This is a genomic window from Mesorhizobium sp. M0145, assembly GCF_040322355.1.
In the GTDB taxonomy this organism is placed as follows: domain Bacteria; phylum Pseudomonadota; class Alphaproteobacteria; order Rhizobiales; family Rhizobiaceae; genus Mesorhizobium.
Map to the genome: position 1 here is coordinate 1 of NZ_JAMYTK010000011.1, position 22516 is coordinate 22516.

Sequence of the window (22516 nt, forward strand, 5' to 3'; positions counted from 1 at the left end):
CGCCCGCGCCCCGGGCGGGCGGGGGGCGGGGGGGGGCCCCCCCCCCCCGGCCGCCCGGGGGGCGGGGGGGGCCCCGGGCCGGCCCCCGGCTCGGCCCGGGCCCGCCGGTCTGGGTCCATGGCGACGTCGCCTCGGGCAATCTGCTCGTCGAAGATGGCAAGCTCTACGCGGTCGTCGATTTCGGTAGTTCGGCTATCGGCGATCCTGCCTGTGATCTGGTGATCGCGTGGACGGAATTTTACGGCGAGAGCCGTCAGGCGTTCCGCGACGCCATTGCCCTTGACGAGCACAGCTGGGCGCGCGCACGGGGCTGGGCGTTGTGGAAGGCGCTGATCGTCGCTTCGGGACATGACGGCAACCAGCGCGAGGCGGAAAAATCGTGGCGGGTCATCGATGAGGTGCTGGCGGATCACACAAACAGTCGAAGCGGGAAGGCTAATTCAGTCTGAACGCGTCCCGCTCTAATAACGAAAGCATTACTGCCCGCCCATCTCCTTCCTGAACGTATCGAAATCGACCTGCATGCCGTTGAAGATGGTGCTCCAATGGCGGGTCAGCGCTGAAACGGCGACCGCCTCCTGTATCTCCTCGTCGGTGGCGCCGGCGCGCTTGGCGTCCTGCGTGTCCGACCAGATACAGTAGTTGCACGGGATTTGCGCCGCCACCGCCAGCGAGATCAGCGACTTGACCTTCGGCGACAGCGCCGTCTTGTCGCTGAGCTGGATGGCCTTGACCTCGGCCCATGCACCGGGCAGACCGGCTTTCGGGAACTGCTTTACGAAACCGGGCACCCCGCCCATGGTCGACTGGATGTCCTTGACGGTTGCGTCATACTCATCGGCATAAGAAGGAGCTGCAGCCAGCGTCAGCACACAGGTGGCGGCGAGCAGGCAGGCACGGCGGATGGAAGAATGCGTTGATGAAAGAGTACGATAGGCAGACATGACGTTCTCCTCTGGCGTTTGTTGGCCTTACGGTGTAAGGTAACGTCGAAAATGAACCTTACAGTGTAAGTTGTCAAGCGATACCATGGACACATCGATCAAAAAAAAGCGACTGCGCGGCCGGCTGTCTCGCGAGATGATCGAGGATGCGGCTTTGAAGGTTATCGAGAGCGAGGGCCTCGCCGGGTTTTCGATGCGCAAGCTGGCGGCAGAACTCGGCTGCGAAGCCATGAGCATCTATCACCACTTTCCTTCGGTGGCGCATCTCTTCGAAGCCTTGGTGGATCGGCTGATCGGCTCCCTCGAAATGCCCGACGCGGACCTCCCTTGGCGACAAAGGTTACGCATTGCCGTGCAGGATTTCCGCCGCGTCGCGCGTGAGCACCCGGCCTTTGCCACGTTCCTTGTAACCTACCGGATGAATTCGCCGACCTGTCTCACTTGGCTGAACGGCATCCTTGGCCTGTTCGAGGCCGGCGGCTTCCGACCGGAACTGGGTGCGCGGCTGTTCCGCACCACCGGCTATTATCTGATGGGTGCCATCCTCGACGAGACTGCCGGCTATGCAAGGGGGCCTTCGGCCGTGACCATCGTCAGCGACGAGCAACTGGCGCAGGATTTTCCAAAAGTAGCTGCGGCCGGGCGTTATTTCGGCACCGCCGAATTCGACCGGACGTTTGATCTCGGCCTTGACATGCTCCTGGACGAAATGGAGAACGCCCGCGACTGCGCCAGCGCGCCGAACACCGGGTCTTGACCTCATGCGCTCCCTGTTCGCCCTGATACTGCTCATCGGTACCGGCATCGGCGTCGTCTATCCCTGGGCGATGACCAATTTCTCCGGCCGTGAGATCGGCACCTGGCGGGTTTACGACCAGGGCCGGTTCAAGCCGGTGACCGTGCCCCTGAGCGCACGCGACGGGCCGCTACGCGTGCTGGTCGACCTTACGGCGAGAGCCGAGCGCATCGTCTCGCAGCAGCGCACTGTGTTGACCCTCACTGCCGCCACAGGCGGCAGGACGGTGCTCGCCTCGACGCTGCAGTTCAATCACTCCGACAATCCGCGCCAGGTCAGCCCGCAACTGCCGGACAGGATCTTTCGCGACGAGGCCGGCCTGATCCCGACCGTTACCCCTGGTTCCTACATCTTCACCGTCGGTCCGGGCGACGCCGAAGGCATTCCGATGCGGGCCGTCGATCTCGTCCTGCGCTCGGGTGCCGGCGAGGTCGACCGCCGGGCGCGCCCGGTCGGTTTTTCCCTGATGGCGGCCGGCCTGGTCGGGCTGGTGCTGGCATTCCGTTTCGGCGGCCGCCGGCCGGAAAATCCAAACTCGCAGCCGCCACCGCCGCGCTGGGGCAGGGGCTCCAATTGAACTATCGCCACGCCTACCATGCCGGGAACTTCGCCGATGTCGTCAAGCATGTCGTGCTCAGTCGGCTGATCGAATATCTGAAGCAGAAGGACAAGGCGTTTCGGGTCATCGACACCCATGCCGGGATCGGCCGCTACGATCTGTCCTCGACCGAAGCGCAAAAGACCGGCGAATGGCAAGGCGGCATCGGCCGGCTCGTCGATGCGGCCCTCGATGCGCCGGCGGCGGCACTGCTGTCACCGTATCTTGAAGCCGTAAATTCGCTCAATCCGGACGGCGGCGTGAAAAAATACCCGGGTTCGCCGCTGATCGCCCGGCACCTGATGCGCAAGCAGGACCGGCTGTCGGCAGTCGAACTGCACCCTAAGGATGTCGTCAGGCTGAAGGCGCTGTTCGACGGTGACTTCCAGACCCGGGTGATCGAGCTCGACGGCTGGCTGGCGCTCGGCGCGCATCTGCCGCCAAAGGAAAAGCGCGGCCTCGTGCTCATCGATCCGCCTTTCGAGGAAGAGGGCGAGTTCGGTCGCTTGGTCGACGGGCTGCAAAGAGCCCATCGGCGCTGGCCAGGAGGGATTTACGCGCTGTGGTATCCGCTCAAGGACCGCAGGGCGGTCGCCGCCTTCCGCAAGGCGCTGAAGCAGACGGGCATTTCGAAGCTGCTCGACATCGGTTTTGAGATCAGGCCGGACGCCGTCGAGCCGAGCCTCGACGGCTGCGGCATGGTGGTGGTCAATCCGCCCTTCACGCTGGAAGGCGAGTTACGGACGCTGCTGCCGGCGCTGCACCGGCTGCTTGCACTTGAGCAGCCGTCGCATTGGACGCTGGACTGGCTGGCGGGAGAGTAGTTTGAGGCGCGGCCCTGCCGTTCCGTCAGCGCAACCATCGTCACCACAACCACGGTCGCTACAACCGCTTGACCGCGCGTCAGCGAATCCGCACAGTGCACGCAGTCGACCTTGAGAGGCTGCCATGACTCGCTTCGCCCAATCCGCCCTTGCCGCACTGCTCGCCTTTTGCACGCCGCTGGCCGCGCCTCTTGGCGTCACCCAGGCAGTCCAGGCGGCCGACCTTGCAATCTATACCGACGAGGATAGCGGCGTCTGCGGCGAGGCCTGGGTGCTGAACAAGATCACCGACCGCTTCTCCTATCAGGTGCATCACGTGCCGCATCTGCCCGATGTGCAGATCGTCGACTTCCAGCGCATCCACCAGCATCGCTATCTGCCGGCCGACGACACCTGGCCGATCGGCCGCCGTTATTGCGGCGCCACCGTCAGCCTCTCCGACGGCGGCGCCCGCACCATCTGGTACCTGATCGAGGAAGGCCAGGGTTTTGCCTCGATCGGCGACAATGTCGAATTCTGCGTCTCGGGCTTCGACCGCTGGATGGTCTACAACGGCCGCTGCCGCGTCCTGCGCTGATCGCGCACTCGCTGATTCCGACTTTTTAGCACCGGCCACCTGATCGACCGTCACCGTTTCCATGAGGCGCAGCATTCGCGGGAAGCGCGATCTGCTGTCACGAGTTTGCGGGGAAACAGCACCACATGGATTCGCTTGTTTATACTGTTGCTCTCGGCGCGGTCGTTGCAGGCTTCGTCCAGGGGCTGTCCGGGTTCGCTTTCAGTCTGGTTGCCATGTCGTTTTGGGTTTGGACCGTGGAGCCCCAGCTTGCTGCTGCCATGGCGGTCTTTGGGGCGCTCACCGGCCAGATCATCGCCGCCGTCACCGTCCGCCGGGGTTTCGATCTCAGGCTTCTGCTGCCCTTCCTGATCGGCGGGACCATAGGGATTCCGGTCGGTGTCGCCATCCTGCCCTTGCTGGATGTGCAGTTGTTCAAGCTGGTCTTCGGCGCGCTGCTGGTCGTTTGGTGTCCCTTGATGCTCTTTGCGCGTCGCCTCCCTCCCATCACGGTCGGGGGTCCTGTTGCAGACGGTGCAATAGGTCTGGTCGGCGGCGTCATGGGTGGACTTGGCGGCTTCACCGGCCCGGTTCCAACGCTGTGGTGCGTGCTGCGCCAATGGGAAAAGGACAGGCGGCGTATTGTCATCCAGAATTTCAACCTTGTGACCCTCTCCATGACGATGGCTGCCTATCTTGCGGCCGGAAAGATCAAGCTCGAAATGCTGCCGATGTTTGCCGTCGTCGCGCCGGCGATGTTGATACCAACACTCCTTGGCGCGAGACTCTACATCGGCGTTAGCGAGGCGACTTTTCGAAAGATCGTCCTCGCACTCTTGGCCGCATCAGGTGCGGCATTGTTGGCATCGTCCTTGCCGCACCTCATAAGCCGGGTTTGAACGACACACAGAAATCCCGACTTCCGCCGTGCCATGCGCTATCGACCGATGCGGCCTGCTCCCGATAGGTAGGCGCAGACCAGTTCGACGAGTTGCTTTTGCAGCTCCGGCGCGGCGAGCATGTTCCGGCGTGCCGCGTTGTGGATCACACCTTCGATCGCTGACGACAGCACGCGCGCCACGGTCTGCATGTCGGCGCCTTTCCTTGGCTTGCGATAAGTGGCGACAGCAGTCGCATAGTGGTTGAGGTATTGTGCCTGGAACGAAGCATGGGCGGCCCTGGAGCCGCGATCGCCCGGCGCCTCGTCGAGCAGCACCTGATGTAGTGTCGGGTGAATGCTGTGCGCGGCGATCATGCCGCGCACCAGCTCCTGCGCGAATTTCCTGAGCGGCTTTTGGTCTTCCGCCGAATCGCGAATGACCGACAGCACATGATCGAAGTGACGGCGCCGGACGGCAGCGAGCAGGGAAAGCTTGTCGGGAAAATACTGGTAGAGCGTGCCGATGCTTACACCTGTTGTCTCGGCAACCTTGTTGGTGGTGAAGCCGGCCCAGCCCAGCCCGCTCAGAACATGAGCCGCCGCCTCGATGATCGCCTCGACGGTTGCCCTGGAACGCGCCTGGCGCGGCTGTTTGCGCATGCGCGGATGCGGTTTTGCAATGCGAGTAGACACGTTCGCCCATTCTCCTGAAAATATAAACAACATACTCGCATTTCCGGAAAAGGACACCGACCATGAATGCGCTCGCTCTGCTTCGCAGCCTGTTTGCCTATCAGGCCTGGGCCAATGACGAACTGCTGGAAAAGCTCGCGAGTCTCGACCCGCATGTTCACGGCAAGGAACGGCAGGCCGTGATACGGCTCGTCGATCACAGCCATGTGGTGTCGCGGATATTCTCGGCGCACCTGGTTGACGCAAGCCATGGCTACTCCGCCGACACCACCGAGGACACGCCGGCGTTCGACGAACTTCGCGCCGCGGTCGCAGCGACCGATCGCTGGTATCTCGATTATCTCGAAACCGTTTCGTCGCGGCAGCTGTCCGAGCCCGTCGCATTCGTGTTCACCGACGGGGATAAGGCATTGATGTCGCGACAGGAAATGCTGACCCACGTCGTACTGCACGGCGGCTATCATCGCGGTGAAGCGGGGCGCATCCTGGCGCAGATTTCGGTCATGCCGCCATGGGATACCTTCGCCGTCCATCTCCACAGGGCCGAGCCTTCGCGCCGGCTGCAGATAAGCCGTGAACCGCTCGGCGCCTGAACGGCCGAGCGCTTTCGATCACGGTCGGCTCGACCGGATCTATCGAACGATATCCTGTCCTTTAGAAATGCGAGCTATCTGCTTACTTTCATCGCGTCGTGCAAGATAGTGCAGCGGCGTGCTCGTCGCGTTGCTTCCTACTTACCTGTAGTTTATCGTTTCGGACAAGACGAGGCGGGCGACCGCCTTCGCTCTTGACAATGTTCGCGCCGAGCGTCGGACGTTGAAGCGCAAAGCTGGTCGAACAGGTCATGAGCTTGACGAGAAGACCGGTCGAGATAGAGCGACCAGAATTTCTGTCGCAGAACTTCGCTGCGGGACACAAAGATTCGCAGCCGATTTTTGCGCGGGTAAAATGGTCGCGCGCTCGCCGTAACCGAAACTTAAGCTACAAAAATCATTCTAATGCTTCGCTGGCTAGCAAGCCGCGAGTCAGATATGCAATGCGCGCCGGGTCAATAACGGCCGTCGGCACAACGGAAGGGGCATGATATGGCTAAGCAGTCATCCAAAGCGCCGGCATCCAAGGCACCGGCAAAGTCACCGGCAAAGAAAGCACCGGCAAAAGCAGCCGCGGCAAAGGCCGCAACTGCTGTGAAGAAAGCAGCACCCGCGGCCAAAGCGAAGGCCGCTGCGCCTAAGGCAAAAGCAGCGCCGGCCAAAAAGCCGGCCGCCAAGGCCGCGGCAAAACCAGCCGTGAAGAAAGCAGCACCGGCCAAGGCAAAAGCAGCACCGGCCAAGGCCAAGGCTGCACCGGCAAAGAAGGCGGCACCGGCCAAGAAGCCGGCTGCAAAGGCCGCGGCGAAGCCCGCTGCGAAGAAGGCAGCACCGGCAAAGGCCGCCGCTGCGAAATCTTCTGCAGCAGTGAAGAAAGCAGCGCCCGCGGCCAAGCCGAAGGCAGCGCCCGCAAAGGCGAAGGCCAAGAAGTAGTCGCGGTCCTGCTGTCGCAGGGGACAGTACTCAAGACAGCCAGGGCGGGATGCCGGACAGGCGCCTCGCTTCTTGGTTGACAGTCGGGCAGGACCAGAAAGAGGCGGGAGGAAGACGTCTTTTCGCAGCTCCCAGGACTTCGCCATGCGGCGAAGTCCGGTGGGATATTCGTGGCTGCCAAAACCAACCTTCGGTGCAAGGCCGAGTTGGTAGTTGCTCGGATCTGGATTGTCCGACCTGCTCGCGTCTGCCGCCGCACCTCCGGATCGCATCCGAACGCGAGACTATGGCTGCACGCTGGCGGCGCGGTTTTCCGCCTCTGGCCGTTGATGAACCCTGCATGATCGGTCAACAGTGCCACGCACGAGCCCCTGTCGGAATCGATTTTCGGTAAGGGTCATGCGCGAAGTCACAATGCTACAGCGTCCTTTTGCGCGTCCAACGGGGCATATGGAGCTGTAGCCGGCAAACAGGAATCGACAATGCCCAGACTGCTCTACGCGTCTACTTCCCCCTACAGTTCCAAGGTGCGCATGGCAGCACTTCATGCCCGCATTGCGGTCGATCTCGTGCCGATAAAGACCGAGGAAAGGCCGGCCGAACTGATCGGCGCCAATCCGCTCGGCAAGATCCCGGTGCTGGTGCTCGATGACGGCCGCTCGGTCCACGACAGCCGCGCCATCACCCAGCATCTCAACCGGATGTCGAAGAACGCATTGTTTCCGCGCAATCCCGACAAGCGCCTTGAGGCGGAGGTGCTGGAGGCATTGGCCGACGGCATCTGCGACTGCGCGCTGTCGATGGTCTATGAGCGGCGCACACGGCCGGAAGAGATGGTCTACCAGCCTTGGCTCGAGCGCCAGTGGACGAAGATTTCGGCCGCGCTCGATCTGCTCAACGCGAACCCGCCGAAGCTGCCGAAGAAAATCACCCTCGGCCAGATCGCACTGCGCGCCTGCCTCGGCTATCTCTCGCTGCGCTTCGCTGGAAAATGGGAAAAGGGCCGCGGCCGGCTGACGCGCTGGGCGGCACGCTTCGACGAGAAATTCCCGGAGCTGAAGCCCGCTATCCCGGCTTGAGGACAAGCGGTCTCAACCGATGCCAACAAAAAAAGCCGGGCGCGAGGCCCGGCTTTTTCGTGTCGTGGCTTGGACGACTTAGAACTTCATACCGACGCCGAAGGTGACGCGATTGTCGGTCGACTTGACCTTGCCGATACCGTCGAAGTCCTTCCTGCCGAAGTCCGTGTAACGATACTCGACACGGCCGAACACATTGTCGGTGATCTTGATGTCGGTACCCACGCCGGCTGTCCAGCCAAACTGCGTGTTGGTGTCGCTTACGCCGGCAGCTTCAATCTTCTGGTTCTTCAGCGCGCCACCGGCGGTGCCGTAGAGCAGGATATCCGGGGTGACAGCGTAGCCGAGGCGGGCACGCAGCGAGCCTTCGAAGCCACCCTTGGCCTCGATGCCGGCATCGTCGCCCTTGACGCCGTTGTAGCCGATATCGGCTTCGGCACCGTAGACGAAGTTCTCCTGCTGCCAGTTATAGCCGCCGAAGACGCCGCCGACAAAACCCTTGGTGTCGACGTCGACGCCAATGTCTTTGGCTTTGGCATGGCCAGCGAAGCCGTAGCCGACGCTCACACCGGCATAGGGACCGGCCCAGGATGCGACCGGAAGTTCTGCGATCGGGGCAGGTGCCGGCGGCTCTTCCTGAACCACGTCCGCGGCATAGGCGGTTCCGCCGAGGGCGAACAGCCCAAACGCCACCGCGAGCGGTCGCGCAAATTTAAGATTGGCTTGCATTGTTCTTTACTCCTTAAGCCACAGGACACAGGCTTGTTTTTTCATGAGCGCCCTCAACCCGTCCGGGGGGTGAAACGGATCCGGCGTTCAACGGTTCCAAATGTCGTGTCGAAATGCGGCTGAAGCGAACCTGAACTTGGGTCATTACCTGGCACGAATGAGGCAGAACCTTGACGTTGCATCTTCGCAACAGCGAATGTCAGCAGGTTCGCCGTGCTGCACTGCACACGGCTTGGTGTAAGGGCTCCAGCGCCCTATATTGCGGGCGGGCTGGCCCGAATTCCGGTCGAGCCAAAACGCCCACCGGCCACTTTGCCACAATCCTGCCCCAGGTGGAAATGGGATTTAACGCTTGGCGGGCCATAATTTGCCGGCGCGATCCCGGCAGGTCGGAATCGGCATCGGATTAAGGATTGACAGATGAGCAAGGTCGCCGCGACGGCACTGGTGACGGGCGGGGCGAAGCGGATCGGCAGGGCGATCGTCGAAGATCTTGCCGCGCATGGTTTTGCCGTCGCCATTCATTGCAATCGCTCGCTGGCCGAGGCGGAGGAACTGGCGGCCCAGATCACCAGTGGTCATTTTGGTCGACATGGCCGGGCCGCAGTGGTTGCTGCCGACCTGACCGACATGGACGCGGTCAGCAACCTTGTCGGCCGCGCTGCGGCGGCACTCGGGCCGGTGTCGCTGCTGGTCAACAACGCCTCGCTGTTCGAGCACGACAGCGTTGAGGATTTCGACTGGCCGGCCTGGGATCGCCATTTCGCCATGCATGTCAAGGCGCCGGCGCTGTTGGCACAGACTTTCGCCCGGGCCTTGCCGCAGAACAGTGAGGGGCTGATCGTCAACATGATCGATCAGCGCGTCTGGCGACCGACGCCGCGTTATTTCTCCTATGCGCTGTCGAAGTCGACCTTGTGGGCGGCGACCGAGATGATGGCGCAGGCGCTGGGTCCCCGCATCCGTGTCAACGCCATTGGTCCTGGCCCGACCTTGAAGAACACGCGCCAGCACGACAGCGATTTCGATGCCCAGATTGCCGGGCTGATCCTGAAACGCGGCCCGGAATTGCCGGAATTCGGTGCCACTATCCGTTATCTCTGGGCGGCACGCTCGGTCACCGGCCAGATGATCGCGCTTGACGGCGGCCAGCATCTTGCATGGCAGACGCCCGATGTGACAGGCATGACGGAATGAGCCCCATGGACCAGAAACAAAAAACGCGCGGTGGCGCCGACGACCTGCCGCCCGAAATCGACCTCGAGGACGAGGCGGCCGAGGAGGTCGTCGAGCCTGCAGCCAGCGGTCCGGACGTTACCTTCACCGCCATCGACTGGACCCCGCATGCCGGCGACGCCGACGGCATGGTCGGCGCCGAGGTGATCCAGACGCTGGTAAAGCGGCTGCCCAATGCGCCCGGCGTCTACCGCATGATGAATGCCGCCGGCGACGTGCTCTATGTCGGCAAGGCACGCAGCCTGAAGAAGCGGGTCACCAGCTACGCGCAAGGCCGGTTCCACACCAGCCGTATCGGCCGCATGGTGCGCGAGACATCGACCATGGAGTTCGTCGTCACCCGCACCGAGATCGAAGCGCTGCTGCTTGAAGCCAACCTCATCAAGCGCTTGCGGCCACGCTTCAACGTGCTGATGCGCGACGACAAGTCGTTCCCCTATATCCTGTTGACCGGCGACCATGTCTCGCCCGGTATTTACAAGCACCGCGGCGCGCGCTCGCGCAAGGGCGACTATTTCGGCCCCTTCGCCTCGGCCGGCGCAGTTGGCCGTACCATCAACTCGCTGCAGCGCGCCTTCCTGCTCAGGAGCTGCACCGACTCCTTCTACGAGAACCGCACCCGGCCTTGCCTTTTGTTCCAGATCAAGCGCTGCGCCGGCCCGTGCACCGGCGAAATCTCGCACGGCGACTATGCAAGGCTTGTCGCCGAGGCGAAGGATTTTCTCTCCGGCCGCAGCCAGAAGGTGAAGACGGAGATCTCCGCCGCCATGCAGCAGGCTTCGGAGAACCTCGATTTCGAACGCGCCGCCATCTATCGCGATCGGCTGGCGGCGCTGTCGCATGTGCAGAGCCATCAAGGCATCAATCCGCAGACCGTCGACGAGGCAGATGTCTTCGCCATCCATCAGGAGGGCGGCCAGGTCTGCATCCAGGTGTTCTTCTTCCGCACCGGCCAGAACTGGGGCAACCGCGCCTATTTTCCCAAGGCAGATCCGGCGCTCGAAGCCGGCGAGGTGCTGGGATCGTTCCTGGCGCAGTTCTACGACGACAAGCCGACGCCGCGCACCATCCTGTTGTCGCATGGCGTCGAGGACCAGGACTTGCTGGCGGAGGCGCTCTCCACCCGCGCCGGCCGCAAGGTCTCGATCTCGGTGCCGCAGCGCGGCGAGAAGAAGGACCTGACCGACAACGCGCTGCAGAACGCGCGCGAGGCGCTCGGCCGGCGGCTCGCCGAAACCTCGACCCAGGCGCGGCTGCTCACTGGCTTTGCCGAGACCTTCGGCCTGGAAAAACCGCCGGTGCGCATCGAGGTCTATGACAACTCGCACATCATGGGCACCAACGCCGTCGGCGCCATGGTCGTCGCCGGGCCGGAAGGTTTTGTGAAGAACCAGTATCGAAAGTTCAACATCCGCTCGACCGAGATCACGCCGGGCGACGATTTCGGCATGATGCGCGAGGTGATGCAGCGGCGCTTTTCGCGGCTGTTGAAGGAACATGGCGACGCCCCGCAAACCGAGGGCGCGGGCGAGGCGAGCCCTACCGAACCGGGCGACGATATCGAGGACGCGGGCGGCTTCCCCGCCTGGCCCGACGTCATCCTCATCGACGGCGGCCAAGGGCAGATGACGGCGGTGCGCAAGATCCTCGCCGATCTCGGCATCGAGGACCGCGTCGTGGCCATCGGCATCGCCAAGGGTCAGGACCGTGATGCAGGCCGCGAACGCTTCTTCGTCAAGGGCAAGGCCCCATTCTCGCTGCCCGTACGCGATCCGGTCCTCTATTTCGTCCAGCGGCTGCGCGACGAGGTCCATCGTTTCGCCATCGGTTCGCACCGCGCCCGCCGCAAGAAGGAGATGGTCAAGAGCCCGCTCGACGAGATCAGCGGCATCGGCCCCGGCCGCAAGCGCGCGCTGCTGATGCATTTCGGTACGGCCAAGGCGGTCAGCCGCGCCGCCGTCGAGGACCTGGTCAAGGTCGACGGCATTTCCGAGCAGGTGGCGAAATTGGTCTACAATCATTTTCACGAGAGCTAAGACGTATTGCCGACATTTCGGCTGGCTAATCGATTCTGGCCTGTTGACCCCCCACATTCGCTTCTGATTTGACTAAGCAGGCAGAAAGAGTTCCCAAAACATGGCTCAGCGCGCATTCAACCTGCCCAACATGCTCACTTATGCCCGCATCCTGGCGGTGCCGCTGGTGGTGCTGTGCTTCTTCCTGGAAGGGCATCTGAAATCGAGCGACTTCGCGCGCTGGTCGGCGCTCATCATTTTCCTGCTCGCCTCGATCACCGATTACTTCGACGGCTATCTGGCGCGCGCCTGGCAGCAGACCTCCAACATCGGCAAGATGCTCGACCCGATCGCCGACAAGCTGCTCGTCGCCACTTGCCTGCTGCTGCTTGCCGCCGACACCGACCGCCATGCCGGCATCGCCGGCTGGTCGCTGTGGGCGGCGATCATCATCCTGTGCCGCGAGATCCTGGTCTCGGGCCTGCGCGAATATCTGGCGGCCTTGAAGGTCTCGGTGCCGGTGACGCAGCTCGCCAAATGGAAGACCACCATCCAGATGATCGCCATCGCCTTCCTGCTTGCAGGTCCCGCCGGTGACAAGATCTTCCCGCTGACCACCCAGACCGGGCTGGTGCTGCTGTGGATCGCAGCCCTGGTGACGCTCTACACCGGCTACGACTATTTCCGCGCCGGCCTCAAGCACATCATGGACGAGTAACATGTCGACGAAGCTCATCTATTTCGCCTGGGTGCGCGAGCGGATCGGCAGACCGGAGGAGGACGTCGACCTGCCGGCTGGCATCGAAACGGTCGCCGACCTGTTGCGCTGGCTGAAATCGCGCGGCGAGGAGTACGAGAACGCGCTGCAATATCCTGACGTGATCCGCGTCGCCATCAACCAGGAACATGTCGAGCACCGCGAGAAGATCGCCGGCGCGCGCGAGATCGCGCTGTTCCCGCCGATGACCGGTGGCTGAACCATGTCCGCGGTGGTGCCGGTCGTGCGCATCCAGGCGGAGGATTTCGACGTCGCCGCCGAGATCGCCAGGCTGACCAGGGGTCGCAACGATATCGGCGCTGTGGTGACCTTCTCCGGCCTTTGCCGCGACGAGCAAGGCAGGCTCTCGGCGCTCGAGCTCGAACATTATCCCGGCATGGCGGAAGCCGAGATATCCCGCATCGCCGGCGAGGCAATCGAGCGCTGGCCGCTGCAGGGGCTCACCGTCATCCATCGCCACGGCAAGATCGCGCCCGGCGAAAACATCGTGCTGGTGGTGGCGGCTTCCGCCCACCGGCAGGCGGCGTTCGAGGCCGCGAATTTCCTGATGGACTATTTGAAATCACGCGCGCCGTTCTGGAAAAAGGAACACCATAGCGACGGTTCTGAAGGCGGCTGGGTCGACGCCAAGGAGGCCGACGACAAGGCGGCGGGGCGCTGGAAGCAACAGCCGTCCAAATAAATCCCTGGACAGCCATGCCCATACCCGGCCAGCCATTCATTGACCGCAATCCTGCGAGACCCTTCGCCGGAAGGGGAGCAGGATCATGCTGGACAGGATCGCCGAGTTCTTCATCTTCGGGCTGGTGCCGCTGGCCGTCGGCATATTGGCCGTTCCGGATCGTTCCGCGGCTGCCGAAAGGTCCCTCAAGGGCGAGGTGATCTATCGCGAGCGCATCGCGCTGCCGCCCAATGCCGTGCTTTCCGTGCAGCTTGCCGACGTGTCGCTGGCCGACGCGCCGGCCGCAATCATCGGTGAGCGCAAGGTGGTGCCGGCCGGCCAGGTGCCGATCAAGTTCGAGATCAGCTTCGATCCGCAGGTGATCCGGCCTGATATGACCTACGCGCTGCAGGCGCGCATCACTGTCGACGACCGGCTGCTGTTCGTCACAGATGCGCGCCACCAGGTCGACCCGCTCAGCGACGCGCCACAGACCATCATGCTGAAAATGGCGGCGCCGAGCGATGCGCCGGCGGCAGCCTCGGTGTTCGGCCAAAGCTGGCTGGTCGAATATATCGACGGTGTCGGCGTGATTGCCGAGCCGCGGGCGACATTCCGGATCAGCGAAGCCGGCAAGGCCGGCGGCAGCGGCCCTTGCAACGTCTATTTCGCCACTGCCAAGGTAGACGGCTCGACGATCGCCATCAGCGACATCGGCTCGACCTTCAAGGCCTGCGCGCCTCAGGTCATGGCCGAGGAAAAGGCGCTGTTCGAGGCGCTGGCCAAAGCGGCATCCTACCACGTCGACGCCGGCAAGCTTGTCATCATTGACAGCGGCGGCCGCGACATTCTGCGCTTCAACGCCGCGAGCTAGCGCATCACCCAAGCCGATTACTCTCTGCGGCAGCTGCATGCCGATCACGTTGTGTTTCAGCGGGAATAGGCCGGGCAGGGGGCGCGTTAGTTCTTCATAAATGGCGGGTAAGGCAAAAGGGACGTTTGTCCCTTCGTTGAAGCCGCCAGAATGGCTGCGGCTCGTTCTGGCCTTAACTCAAAGGAGTCCAGACATGAAAACGCATACGCTTATCCTTGCCGCCACCGGTGCATCGCTCCTTGCCTTTACCGGCCTTGCCAAGGCGGACGACCATCTCGTCAATGCTCTTGACCACGGTCTCAAAGCGGACAGCCAACCGTTCCAGACCAACAAGGCCGGCCATAGCGGCGATCTCGCACCGGGGCAGGGCAGCCCGTTTTCAGGTGAAGAGACCAAGACCCCGTCCACCGACACGGAAGCGGCGAACGAACATGCGAACGTGAAGGAACGCGAGGCGAAATAGACTGGCAGAACCCGCCGCTAGGGGGCGGCGGGCGAGATCTATCGGGCGACGACCGCCTACACCAGGCATTGTCAATTTGTCGCGAGTTTGAATACCGCGCCATAATGATAGGGCGGCACATCAACCAGCTCGGCGAGCTTGAACCCGCTCGCTTCCACCGACGCGGTGGTCTGTTCGGGTGACAGCCTCAGCTCGGTCTTTGGCCCGCGCGGCTCGCCCAGGACCGTGGTTTGCTCGCGCGGATACTGGTGCCAGTTGACGATGGCAAAACGACCGGCAGGGCCAAGCGTCGCGCGCACGGCGCGGGCAAGGCGCGGCCGATCCGGAACGCCGTGGAAAGCGTTGGCGATAAAGACGAAGTCGACGGTTTGAGGCACCAGCCTGGCAAGTTCATAGGCGTCGCCCGCCAAAAACTCGCAATTGCCCGCGCCTCCTTCGGCCAGCCGCCGCCTGGCGACGTCGAGCAGATCGGCATCGATGTCGATGGCGATCACATGACGGGCGACCCTGGCGATTGGCAGCGTGAACCAGCCGTCGCCGCAGCAGAGATCGACCACGTCCGTGCCGGGCTTCATGCCGACCGCCGCCAGGACGCTGGCGGGCTCGGGCCACAGCGCTTCCCACCAGCCGCCGGTTGGCATTTCGGTGCCTTGGAAGAAACCGGGAATGGTGCTGGTCATGGCCTGGTCGGCTCCATTGTCGGGACCGCGTTTGATCCGCCCCTCCGAGCTTAACGCACCCGTGACCCGTCGAGGAGCCTGAAGCTGAAAATGTCGGCTACTGCATGTCGCGCAAAACTGTGCAGCGGTTTTTGCGATACCGACATGCATCAAGACAAGAAACCTGACGCGCGTCGCAGAAGGCCGGTCGAACGCGACGCGCTTTAGCAAAAAAGGCCGGCGTTGTGCCGGCCTTCTTGATGGGGTTCGGGATGCCGGCTCAGCCGACGATCTCGGTGTCCGAGAACCAGTATTTGATCTCCTGCGCGGCGGTTTCCGGCGCATCGGAACCATGCACGGAATTCTCGCCGATCGACAGCGCGTGCAGCTTGCGGATGGTGCCTTCGGCTGCGCTTGCCGGATTGGTGGCGCCCATCACTTCGCGGTTCTTGGCAATGGCGTTCTCGCCTTCTAGTACCTGCACGACTGTCGGGCCCGACGACATGGATTCGACCAGCTCGCCGAAGAACGGACGCTCCTTGTGGACGGCATAGAAACCTTCCGCCTCGCGGCGGCTCATCCACACCCGGCGCGAAGCGACGACGCGCAGGCCGGCATCTTCCAGTATCTTGGTGATAGCGCCGGTGAGATTGCGACGGGTCGCGTCCGGCTTGATCATGGAAAAAGTGCGTTCGAGCGCCATGGGATCGTCCTTGTGATGGAGAGTGGAATTGAGGGTGGCGGGCTCTATACAAGCCGCCCGCCGGCTTGCCAAGGGGAGGCCGGTGCAGCGCGCATTTCTGCGCTGGGGCGGCGGACTTTCAAGTCGAACCATGCCGCCGCTCCATCTTTTTGCTGAGCATCGGATTTTCCAGAAACCGGTACTCACTTTGGGTCCGATCGACTGGCCGCCCTATAGCGCGTCGTCGTCAGCCTGACCCAACGTCGTCATAACTGCATCTCGATCGTCAGGTTTGCCGTGTCGCCAGCTCCGAGGCCTTCGCGGACCCGCACCGCGGTCTTGATCGGCAAGAGCAGGCTGCCGGATTTCTTGTCGGGAAACAGCGATGTCCGCCATCTGGTCTGGCCGACGACGGCTTCCACGCCAAGCGAGCCCCAGGGCCTTGCCATCCCCACCATCGCCGTCTTGATCCGGGCTCCAAGCTCCGGCGGCAGCGTCACGAAATGCCAGCCGCCCTTGCCCGGATAGACCCAGATCTCGGCCTGCACGTCGCAGCGAAACATTCAATGCCCTTCCTCAGATCAAGGCCGTCACGACTGGCCTTGCCACGGTCTCTTGTTGGCGATGCTGACGATCGGCGAAATCATCCAGAATATCCATTCTGCCCTGCAAGGGGAGGAGCGCAAAGAGGATGGCAGCGCCGCCGTTGCACTACCGCCTTATCACGATCGAAGCGCGCCGGACCTCCCAGCCTTCCCGTTCCAGTTCCGGCACGCTGTGGTTCTCGCTGGGGTAGCCGACGCAGAAATAGCCGATCAGCGTCCACTCCGCCGGCACGTCCATGATCGTCGCCACCTCGGCCGGATCGAGGATCGAGACCCAGCCCATGCCTATTCCGTCGGCGCGCGCCGCCAGCCACATCGTGTGGACCGCCATGACAGCGGAATAGTCTATGGTGGCTGGCATGGTCAGGCGGCCAAGCCCATGCCCTTGCTCGGTTGCGCGGTCGGCGAAAACCGCAAGCTGGCAGGGCGCCTCATTCAGGCCGGCAAGCTTCAGGCGCGAATACAGGGCGGCGCGTTCACCGCAAAAGCTTTGGAGTGCCTCCGCGTTGCAGCGCTCGAAGCAGGCCCTGACGGCGGCGCGGCATGCTTCGCTCTCGGCGACGACGAAGCGCCAGGGCTGGCTCAGCCCGACGGACGGTGCGGCGCTGGCAAGCTCGAGCAGCCGCTCCAGCGCTCCATCGGGGAGCGGCGTCGGCTTGAATCGCCTGACGTCGCGCCGCCACAGGAAGAGGTTGGCGAGCGCAGCGCGAAAATCGGCCGGGAAATCTGGGTTTGCGATCATGGCGCGCTGCCTTTGTTGTGATTGCCCGGTTCGCCGGATGTTCGTCTTGTTTGCTTCGATCCAGGCGCTGATGAGGCGCTTCGAGCGACACTTCGTCTACCGCATTGTCGCATTTCGCCGGCTGGCAACTTTCAGCTAAGGCCGGACGACGTCCCTGCCGGCAACGCCGTGGACCTCGATCGGCAAAACAAAACCCGCCTCGGCAGGCCGGGCGGGGCGTCGGTGCGAATCATCACCATATCGAGATTAGTAGCATAGCTGCCGGCACAAAGCAAGAACAAAATGTGGCGCATCCGATGAAAACTGCCGATTTCACCCCTCAAGGGGCCTCAAGGCGGGAGATCGCTGCCGCCGCGACGTTGCGGCCGAGGCCGCCATGCAGATCGAGGCATCGTTCGAACCATTGCGCCACGACATCGCTGTCGTCGAGCAGCCGGTAGGGCGTGGCGATGCGCGCCCATTGCAGCGCGCCGAAAACGATGTAGTCGGCAAATAGCGGCGACCGGCCGCCGATGGAGGGCTGATAGCCAAGCATCGAGCGCAGCGGCTCCAGCGAGGCGCGGAAGCCGGCGAGCCCGCCGTCGCGGGTGGCGTAAACCGCCTCCAGGCGCTTGCCGAAGCGCTGCTCGCGGTTCTGCCGGAAATAGGCGGCGTTCGCCTCGTCCTGCATGGCGTGCAGGTCCAGTATCGCAGCGGTGGTGACGTAGGGATGGATGGTCAGCTGCGACCAGCGTTCGATGAAGCGCGCCGTCGCCTTACCGCCGTCGCCGGAAAACAATGTCGGCCGCTCGGGATAGGCCTCCTCGAGATAGAGCGCGATAGCGAAGGAATCGGCGACCACCGTCTCGCCGTCGCGGATCACCGGAACGAGCTTCGAGACGCCGCCTTCCACCTTCGGCACTTCGAGGAAACGGGTCGGCACGCTGGTGATGTCGAGCCCTTTGTGGGCCAGCGCCATCGCCGCCTTCCAGCAATGTGGGCTGAATGGGCGGGCGGCATCGCGGCCGACAAGGTCATAGAGCAGAATGGTCATTGGCGGCAGCGTCCTTGCAGTCTAACTATGGCCGAAACGGACCCGCGCAGGGGGTCTCGCAGGTCGAGAGAAAATGAAACAGCATTTCAGGATGTTTGCGGCCTACAATCAATGGGCCAACGGCCGCATCTACGATTCCGCCGCCGATCTCGATGAGGAAGAGTTCGACCGCAATATCGGCGTCTTCTTCGGTTCGATGATGGGAACGCTCAACCACCTCCTGGCAGCCGACCGTATCTGGATGAAACGCTTCACCGGCGAGGGCGACGCGCCGGCAAGGCTCGACACGATCCTGCGCCGCGCCTTGCCAGGCTTGCGGCTGGCGCGCGAGGCCGAGGACAAACGGATCATCGACTGGGTCGACGGCCTGAGCGACAAGGCGCTGTCGGGCCGCTTCTCCTACATGACCGTCTCGGATATGCGCACCGTCTCGCAGCGGCTGGCGCCGGCGCTCGACCACTTCTTCAACCACCAGACCCACCACCGCGGCCAGGCGCATGCGATCCTGACCATTCTGGGCAAGCCAAGCCTCGGACTGGACCTGACGATGTTCCAGCGCAGCGAGGAGGGCAGGGCTTTCGCCTGAACCTGGGGCGGCTGGTGAAGCGGACGGTGGATAGAGGACGATCTGCCGAGATTGCAAAACGCGCCAAAACATTTTATGGAGCGCACGGTCGTGAGGGCGGCCGCTTCAGCAGCATTCAGCAGCAACAGCGAGAATTGGCACGCATGCCCAATGAACCCTTGCGCCTTGTGGCGTTCTTCGCCGTGGTCCTGGCGCTTCTCAACTCCGGTTATTATTTCCACCAGGGCGACATTGTCGCGACCATCTATTTCATGATCGGCGCCATTCTTGTGACCGCGGTCACCCGGATGAGCATCAGAAGGCAGCTGATTTAGGATCCGCCGGGCCAGCACTGATGACCGGAATCCGGCCGGCCATGATGACGAAGAGTCTTGTCAGGCGGCGTAGCCGCCGAGGCCCCGGGCGACCGGCTTGACCGAGACTGCCGGCTGGGCGGCCGGCCAGAGGATGCCTGCCGTCACGGCGAAGGTGATCAGGGCGTCGCGTGCCGCTTCGGCCGAGATATCGCCGGCACGTGCCGCCTCGCAGGCCTTTACCGCGGCGCCATAGCTCAGCCGGCGGCGCGAAGGCGGGAACTCGGTCAGGAATTCGTGCATCTCGGAGAACGAAGCGATCGTACGCTTGTAGCCGGCGCCAACAGTTAGGGCGACCGGGGTGGAAAACGTCCTGTCGTGCATTCTGGCCTCTCGAATGGGCGGAGGTCACGGCGGACGCCGTTCTCCGGTCTGGGGGTCGGGCAGAAACGCGGATCACGGCGCGAGGTTCCATGTTGCCGGGATTGTTTTTTCGCCGGCTCTGGGAGCGGTCGCCGGGCGAGCAGCGCCGACGTCGAGGCGGGTGCCTATTTCCACATGCCGCGCATGCGGGCGCCGAGGTCGACACGCACCTGCGGCTGGCGGCGCGGATCGTCTCTGGCCTGGACGCTGGACCATGCCACCTGCTCGAAGGCGCCGAGGATAGAGCGCGGGATGAAGCGCGTGCGCGAGGCATAGACATGGCGGTCGCCGCGCGCCGCCTGGCCGTGGACGAAAAAGCGATGCGGCATGACCAGGTGCAGGCTGTCCTTGGCCCGCGTCATCGCCACGTAGAGCAGCCGCCGCTCCTCGTCGACGTCCTCCTTGCTGCCGACGCCGAGATCGATCGGGATGCAGCCGTCGACGGTGTTGAGCACGAAGACGTTCTTCCACTCCTGGCCCTTGGCCGAATGGATCGTCGACAGGATCAGATAATCCTCGTCGCGGTGCGGCGGGCCGGCCTCGTCGCTGGTCGCGTCCGGCGGATCGAGTGTCAGCTCGGTGAGGAAGCGCTCGCGCGACGCATAGCCGGAAGCGATCTGCTCGAGCTGCAGGAGATCGGCCCGGCGCGTCGTTGCATCCTCGTGGATACGTTCCAGATGCGGCTCGTACCAGAGCCTGACCTGTTCGATGTCGGCCGGCCATTTTTGCGCGCCGGCGCGCAGGCCGCTATAGAGCGCGACAAAGCCCGGCCAGTCGTCGGCGGCACGCTGCGGCGGCCGATAGCGGGCAAGCCCCATCGTCTCGTCAAGCGAATTTGCCATGGTCTCGACGATCGCATTGGCGGCCGAAGGGCCGATGCCCGGCAGAAGTTGCAGCACGCGAAAGCCGGCGACGCGGTCGCGCGGGTTTTCGGCAAAGCGCAGTACGGCCAGCAAGTCCTTGACGTGAGCTGCATCGAGAAATTTCAGCCCGCCGAACTTGACGAAGGGGATGTTGCGGCGCGTCAGCTCGATCTCCAGCGGGCCGCTATGGTGGGAGGCGCGAAACAGCACCGCCTGTGCTTTGAGAACGGTGCCGGCCTCGCGTTCGGTGAGTATCGCCTGGCAGACGTAGCTCGCCTGCTCGGTCTCGTCGCGCACGCTGACCAGCTTCGGCTTTTCCGCAGATTTGCGCTCGGTCCAGAGATTTTTGGTGAAACGTTCCGACGCTTCGCCGATTACCGCATTGGCGGCTGCCAGGATGGTCTCGGTCGAGCGGTAATTGCGCTCCAACATGACGACTTCCGCCGGCTGCGCGAACTGCTTGGGAAAATCCAGGATATTGCGCACTTCCGCGGCGCGGAACGAATAGATCGACTGCGCGTCGTCGCCGACCACCGTCAGCCCAGATCCGTCGGGCTTGAGCGCCGTCAGGATCGATGCCTGCAGCCGGTTGGTGTCCTGGTATTCATCGACCAGCACATGGTCGAAACGCGCACCCAGATGCGCGGCGATTTCCGGCTCGCCGGCCATCTGCGCCCAGTAGAGCAGCAGGTCGTCGTAATCGAGCACGTTCTGCGCCTGCTTGGCCTCGACATATCGGGCGAACAATTGCTTCAGCTGTTCGGCCCAGCCGGCGCACCACGGGAACACCGAACCCAGCACCTCGCCGAGCGGCGCCTGTGCGTTGACGGCGCGCGAATAGATCGCCAGGCAGGTGCCCTTGGTCGGGAAGCGGGCTTCGGTCTTCGAAAACCCAAGCTCGTGGCGGGCGAGGTTCATCAGGTCGGCGGAATCCTCGCGATCGTGGATGGTGAAGGCCGGATCGAGACCGATCTCCAGCGCATAATCGCGCAGCAGCCTGGCGCCGATGCCGTGGAACGTGCCGGCCCAGCTCAGCGCATCGGTAATCACCGAGGCATCGCGCCCCAGCACCTCGCCGGCGATGCGCTCGACCCGCTTGGCCATTTCCGCTGCGGCACGGCGCGAAAATGTCATCAAAAGGATGCGGCGCGGGTCGGCACCCCTGACGATCAGATGCGCGACCCGGTGCGCCAGCGTGTTGGTCTTGCCGGAGCCGGCGCCGGCAATCACCAGCAACGGCCCGGCGATCTTGCCGTCGCCATGTTCGACGGCAAGCCGCTGCTCGGCGTTGAGCTTCGCCAGATAGGCCGGCTGGAAGGACGAATCACGGGCGGCGAGGTTCATCGCCCATCAAGCATCGTTTCTGCTTTGTTCGCAACGGTTTGCGGAGCCGGAATAGGGCTCGTGAACGAAGAAGCCTTGCGGGCAGGCCTGTCGACTAACGCTCGGGCTCGACGCCCATCCTTGCCGATTGCCGCCGCAGCGCCTCGCGATCGTCCTGTGGCGGTGGCAACAGCAGCGGATCAAAATCGTCGGGCACCTCGTCGATCACTTTCTTGGCGACGCGATAGGCAACATAGGCGATTGCCCCGGCGATGAGCAGACGGATCATGCCATCCTCCATTGATTGTGCAGCAACCGGAGACGCGGCATTTTGTTCCCAGGCCCCTTGGCGAATGCAGGAACGACACCGGCCGCGCAACCAAATCGCCGACGCCTCGTTGTCGGGCGAGAGGAGACTGCGATGAAAAAGCGCTCAATCCTGCTGCTTATGGCAGCTCTGACTGTTGCGGGTTGCGACAACAACATCCAGCCGACCAAGGCCCCTGGCGACACGGTCGATCAGAACCCGCAGGTCGACAAGAATCCGGTGCCGAAGTCGACGACCGGCGGCGATCAGCCCGGCACGCCGCCGAAACAATGACCGCCTCAAATGGCGTCGATCGGGCAAGCGGCGCCGGTCAAGGAAGGTGGCCGGCGC

At 63.3% G+C, this 22516-nt stretch carries 30 protein-coding genes; 19 read left to right on the forward strand and 11 right to left on the reverse strand.

The window, feature by feature from the left end; translation table 11 throughout:
• Positions 1–449, forward strand: a 449-nt coding sequence (locus NKJ28_RS17045) for a phosphotransferase (protein WP_352636508.1), incomplete at its 5' end; no start/stop codon positions are given.
• Between the two features lie 27 nt (positions 450–476).
• Here NKJ28_RS17045 and NKJ28_RS17050 read toward each other — a convergent pair.
• A complete protein-coding gene (locus tag NKJ28_RS17050) occupies positions 477–944 on the reverse strand; it encodes a carboxymuconolactone decarboxylase family protein (protein WP_352636509.1) in 468 nt (155 codons plus the stop codon).
• Positions 945–1029: 85 nt separating this feature from the next.
• Here NKJ28_RS17050 and NKJ28_RS17055 point away from each other — a divergent pair, with 85 nt between their 5' ends.
• The 5 genes from NKJ28_RS17055 (at position 1030) to NKJ28_RS17075 (ending at position 4617) form a co-directional block, all read left to right on the forward strand.
• Positions 1030–1701, forward strand: a complete 672-nt coding sequence (locus tag NKJ28_RS17055) for a TetR/AcrR family transcriptional regulator (RefSeq protein WP_352636510.1) — start codon at positions 1030–1032, stop codon at positions 1699–1701.
• A gap of 4 nt (positions 1702–1705) precedes the next feature.
• Positions 1706–2317, forward strand: a complete 612-nt coding sequence (locus NKJ28_RS17060) for a hypothetical protein (RefSeq protein ID WP_023677686.1) — start codon at positions 1706–1708, stop codon at positions 2315–2317.
• The gene (locus NKJ28_RS17065; RefSeq protein WP_352622390.1) at positions 2314–3162 is read left to right on the forward strand and encodes a 23S rRNA (adenine(2030)-N(6))-methyltransferase RlmJ; all 849 of its coding nucleotides are present in this window, start codon (positions 2314–2316) and stop codon (positions 3160–3162) included. Before NKJ28_RS17060 ends, NKJ28_RS17065 begins: the two co-directional genes overlap by 4 nt.
• A gap of 124 nt (positions 3163–3286) precedes the next feature.
• Positions 3287–3739: a hypothetical protein gene (locus NKJ28_RS17070; RefSeq protein ID WP_023677684.1), complete on the forward strand. Its 453-nt coding sequence runs from the start codon at positions 3287–3289 to the stop codon at positions 3737–3739.
• Between the two features lie 125 nt (positions 3740–3864).
• On the forward strand, positions 3865–4617 hold the full coding sequence (locus NKJ28_RS17075; RefSeq protein WP_352636511.1) for a sulfite exporter TauE/SafE family protein: 753 nt from the start codon (positions 3865–3867) through the stop codon (positions 4615–4617).
• A 38-nt stretch (positions 4618–4655) separates the two neighbouring features.
• Here the strand turns inward: NKJ28_RS17075 and NKJ28_RS17080 are convergent, their stop codons facing one another.
• The gene (locus tag NKJ28_RS17080) at positions 4656–5291 is read right to left on the reverse strand and encodes a TetR/AcrR family transcriptional regulator (protein ID WP_502896680.1); all 636 of its coding nucleotides are present in this window, start codon (positions 5289–5291) and stop codon (positions 4656–4658) included.
• Between the two features lie 62 nt (positions 5292–5353).
• On the opposite strand from NKJ28_RS17080, the gene NKJ28_RS17085 reads away from it, so the two are divergent.
• The 3 genes from NKJ28_RS17085 to NKJ28_RS17095 all read left to right on the forward strand — a co-directional run bounded on the left by NKJ28_RS17085 (position 5354) and on the right by NKJ28_RS17095 (position 7893).
• Positions 5354–5884 (forward strand): DinB family protein, encoded by a 531-nt coding sequence (locus tag NKJ28_RS17085; RefSeq protein WP_352594392.1) that lies wholly within the window; start codon positions 5354–5356, stop codon positions 5882–5884.
• 492 nt (positions 5885–6376) lie between these two features.
• Positions 6377–6814, forward strand: coding sequence for a hypothetical protein (locus NKJ28_RS17090; RefSeq protein ID WP_084641221.1), 438 nt, complete (start codon positions 6377–6379; stop codon positions 6812–6814).
• A gap of 482 nt (positions 6815–7296) precedes the next feature.
• Positions 7297–7893 (forward strand): glutathione S-transferase family protein, encoded by a 597-nt coding sequence (locus NKJ28_RS17095; protein ID WP_352569696.1) that lies wholly within the window; start codon positions 7297–7299, stop codon positions 7891–7893.
• Positions 7894–7971: 78 nt separating this feature from the next.
• Here the strand turns inward: NKJ28_RS17095 and NKJ28_RS17100 are convergent, their stop codons facing one another.
• Positions 7972–8622, reverse strand: a complete 651-nt coding sequence (locus tag NKJ28_RS17100) for an outer membrane protein (RefSeq protein ID WP_292662341.1) — start codon at positions 8620–8622, stop codon at positions 7972–7974.
• 420 nt (positions 8623–9042) lie between these two features.
• On the opposite strand from NKJ28_RS17100, the gene NKJ28_RS17105 reads away from it, so the two are divergent.
• The 7 genes from NKJ28_RS17105 (at position 9043) to NKJ28_RS17135 (ending at position 14649) form a co-directional block, all read left to right on the forward strand.
• Positions 9043–9819: an SDR family oxidoreductase gene (locus NKJ28_RS17105; RefSeq protein WP_352569697.1), complete on the forward strand. Its 777-nt coding sequence runs from the start codon at positions 9043–9045 to the stop codon at positions 9817–9819.
• Positions 9816–11894, forward strand: coding sequence for an excinuclease ABC subunit UvrC (gene uvrC / locus NKJ28_RS17110; RefSeq protein ID WP_352636512.1), 2079 nt, complete (start codon positions 9816–9818; stop codon positions 11892–11894). Before NKJ28_RS17105 ends, uvrC begins: the two co-directional genes overlap by 4 nt.
• A gap of 100 nt (positions 11895–11994) precedes the next feature.
• Positions 11995–12591 (forward strand): CDP-diacylglycerol--glycerol-3-phosphate 3-phosphatidyltransferase, encoded by a 597-nt coding sequence (pgsA, locus tag NKJ28_RS17115; RefSeq protein WP_352481786.1) that lies wholly within the window; start codon positions 11995–11997, stop codon positions 12589–12591.
• A gap of 1 nt (position 12592) precedes the next feature.
• Positions 12593–12850, forward strand: a complete 258-nt coding sequence (gene moaD, locus NKJ28_RS17120) for a molybdopterin converting factor subunit 1 (RefSeq protein ID WP_352636513.1) — start codon at positions 12593–12595, stop codon at positions 12848–12850.
• 3 nt (positions 12851–12853) lie between these two features.
• Entirely contained in the window at positions 12854–13333 is a 480-nt protein-coding gene (locus NKJ28_RS17125; RefSeq protein WP_352636514.1) for a molybdenum cofactor biosynthesis protein MoaE, read from the forward strand.
• A gap of 85 nt (positions 13334–13418) precedes the next feature.
• Positions 13419–14186, forward strand: a complete 768-nt coding sequence (locus NKJ28_RS17130; protein ID WP_352636515.1) for a YbaY family lipoprotein — start codon at positions 13419–13421, stop codon at positions 14184–14186.
• A gap of 193 nt (positions 14187–14379) precedes the next feature.
• Positions 14380–14649 (forward strand): hypothetical protein, encoded by a 270-nt coding sequence (locus NKJ28_RS17135; RefSeq protein WP_023677671.1) that lies wholly within the window; start codon positions 14380–14382, stop codon positions 14647–14649.
• A gap of 71 nt (positions 14650–14720) precedes the next feature.
• On the opposite strand, the gene NKJ28_RS17140 is transcribed toward NKJ28_RS17135, so the two are convergent.
• From NKJ28_RS17140 to NKJ28_RS17160, 5 genes are all read right to left on the reverse strand, one after another.
• Positions 14721–15329 carry a class I SAM-dependent methyltransferase gene (locus tag NKJ28_RS17140; protein WP_352636516.1) on the reverse strand — a complete coding sequence of 203 codons (609 nt, stop codon included), beginning with the start codon at positions 15327–15329 and terminating at the stop codon, positions 14721–14723.
• A gap of 259 nt (positions 15330–15588) precedes the next feature.
• The gene (gene ndk / locus NKJ28_RS17145; protein WP_023677669.1) at positions 15589–16011 is read right to left on the reverse strand and encodes a nucleoside-diphosphate kinase; all 423 of its coding nucleotides are present in this window, start codon (positions 16009–16011) and stop codon (positions 15589–15591) included.
• Positions 16012–16256: 245 nt separating this feature from the next.
• A complete protein-coding gene (locus NKJ28_RS17150; protein WP_352636517.1) occupies positions 16257–16553 on the reverse strand; it encodes a DUF1905 domain-containing protein in 297 nt (98 codons plus the stop codon).
• Between the two features lie 148 nt (positions 16554–16701).
• Positions 16702–17337, reverse strand: a complete 636-nt coding sequence (gene bluB, locus NKJ28_RS17155) for a 5,6-dimethylbenzimidazole synthase (RefSeq protein ID WP_352636518.1) — start codon at positions 17335–17337, stop codon at positions 16702–16704.
• Between the two features lie 319 nt (positions 17338–17656).
• A complete protein-coding gene (locus NKJ28_RS17160; protein ID WP_352636519.1) occupies positions 17657–18370 on the reverse strand; it encodes a glutathione S-transferase family protein in 714 nt (237 codons plus the stop codon).
• A gap of 73 nt (positions 18371–18443) precedes the next feature.
• Between NKJ28_RS17160 and NKJ28_RS17165 the strand changes: the two genes are divergently transcribed.
• Together NKJ28_RS17165 and NKJ28_RS17170 are read left to right on the forward strand one after the other, a co-directional pair.
• A complete protein-coding gene (locus NKJ28_RS17165; RefSeq protein ID WP_352636520.1) occupies positions 18444–18956 on the forward strand; it encodes a DinB family protein in 513 nt (170 codons plus the stop codon).
• A gap of 14 nt (positions 18957–18970) precedes the next feature.
• The gene (locus tag NKJ28_RS17170) at positions 18971–19270 is read left to right on the forward strand and encodes a hypothetical protein (protein ID WP_156937369.1); all 300 of its coding nucleotides are present in this window, start codon (positions 18971–18973) and stop codon (positions 19268–19270) included.
• Between the two features lie 60 nt (positions 19271–19330).
• Here NKJ28_RS17170 and NKJ28_RS17175 read toward each other — a convergent pair whose 3' ends face one another.
• The 3 genes from NKJ28_RS17175 to NKJ28_RS17185 all read right to left on the reverse strand — a co-directional run bounded on the left by NKJ28_RS17175 (position 19331) and on the right by NKJ28_RS17185 (position 22147).
• Positions 19331–19633 (reverse strand): DUF982 domain-containing protein, encoded by a 303-nt coding sequence (locus NKJ28_RS17175; RefSeq protein WP_023677662.1) that lies wholly within the window; start codon positions 19631–19633, stop codon positions 19331–19333.
• A 164-nt stretch (positions 19634–19797) separates the two neighbouring features.
• Positions 19798–21879 carry an ATP-dependent helicase gene (locus tag NKJ28_RS17180; protein ID WP_352636521.1) on the reverse strand — a complete coding sequence of 694 codons (2082 nt, stop codon included), beginning with the start codon at positions 21877–21879 and terminating at the stop codon, positions 19798–19800.
• Positions 21880–21973: 94 nt separating this feature from the next.
• A complete protein-coding gene (locus NKJ28_RS17185) occupies positions 21974–22147 on the reverse strand; it encodes a hypothetical protein (RefSeq protein ID WP_352636522.1) in 174 nt (57 codons plus the stop codon).
• Between the two features lie 132 nt (positions 22148–22279).
• Between NKJ28_RS17185 and NKJ28_RS17190 the strand changes: the two genes are divergently transcribed.
• Positions 22280–22459, forward strand: a complete 180-nt coding sequence (locus NKJ28_RS17190; RefSeq protein WP_023677659.1) for a hypothetical protein — start codon at positions 22280–22282, stop codon at positions 22457–22459.
• The last annotated feature ends 57 nt before the right edge of the window (positions 22460–22516 follow it).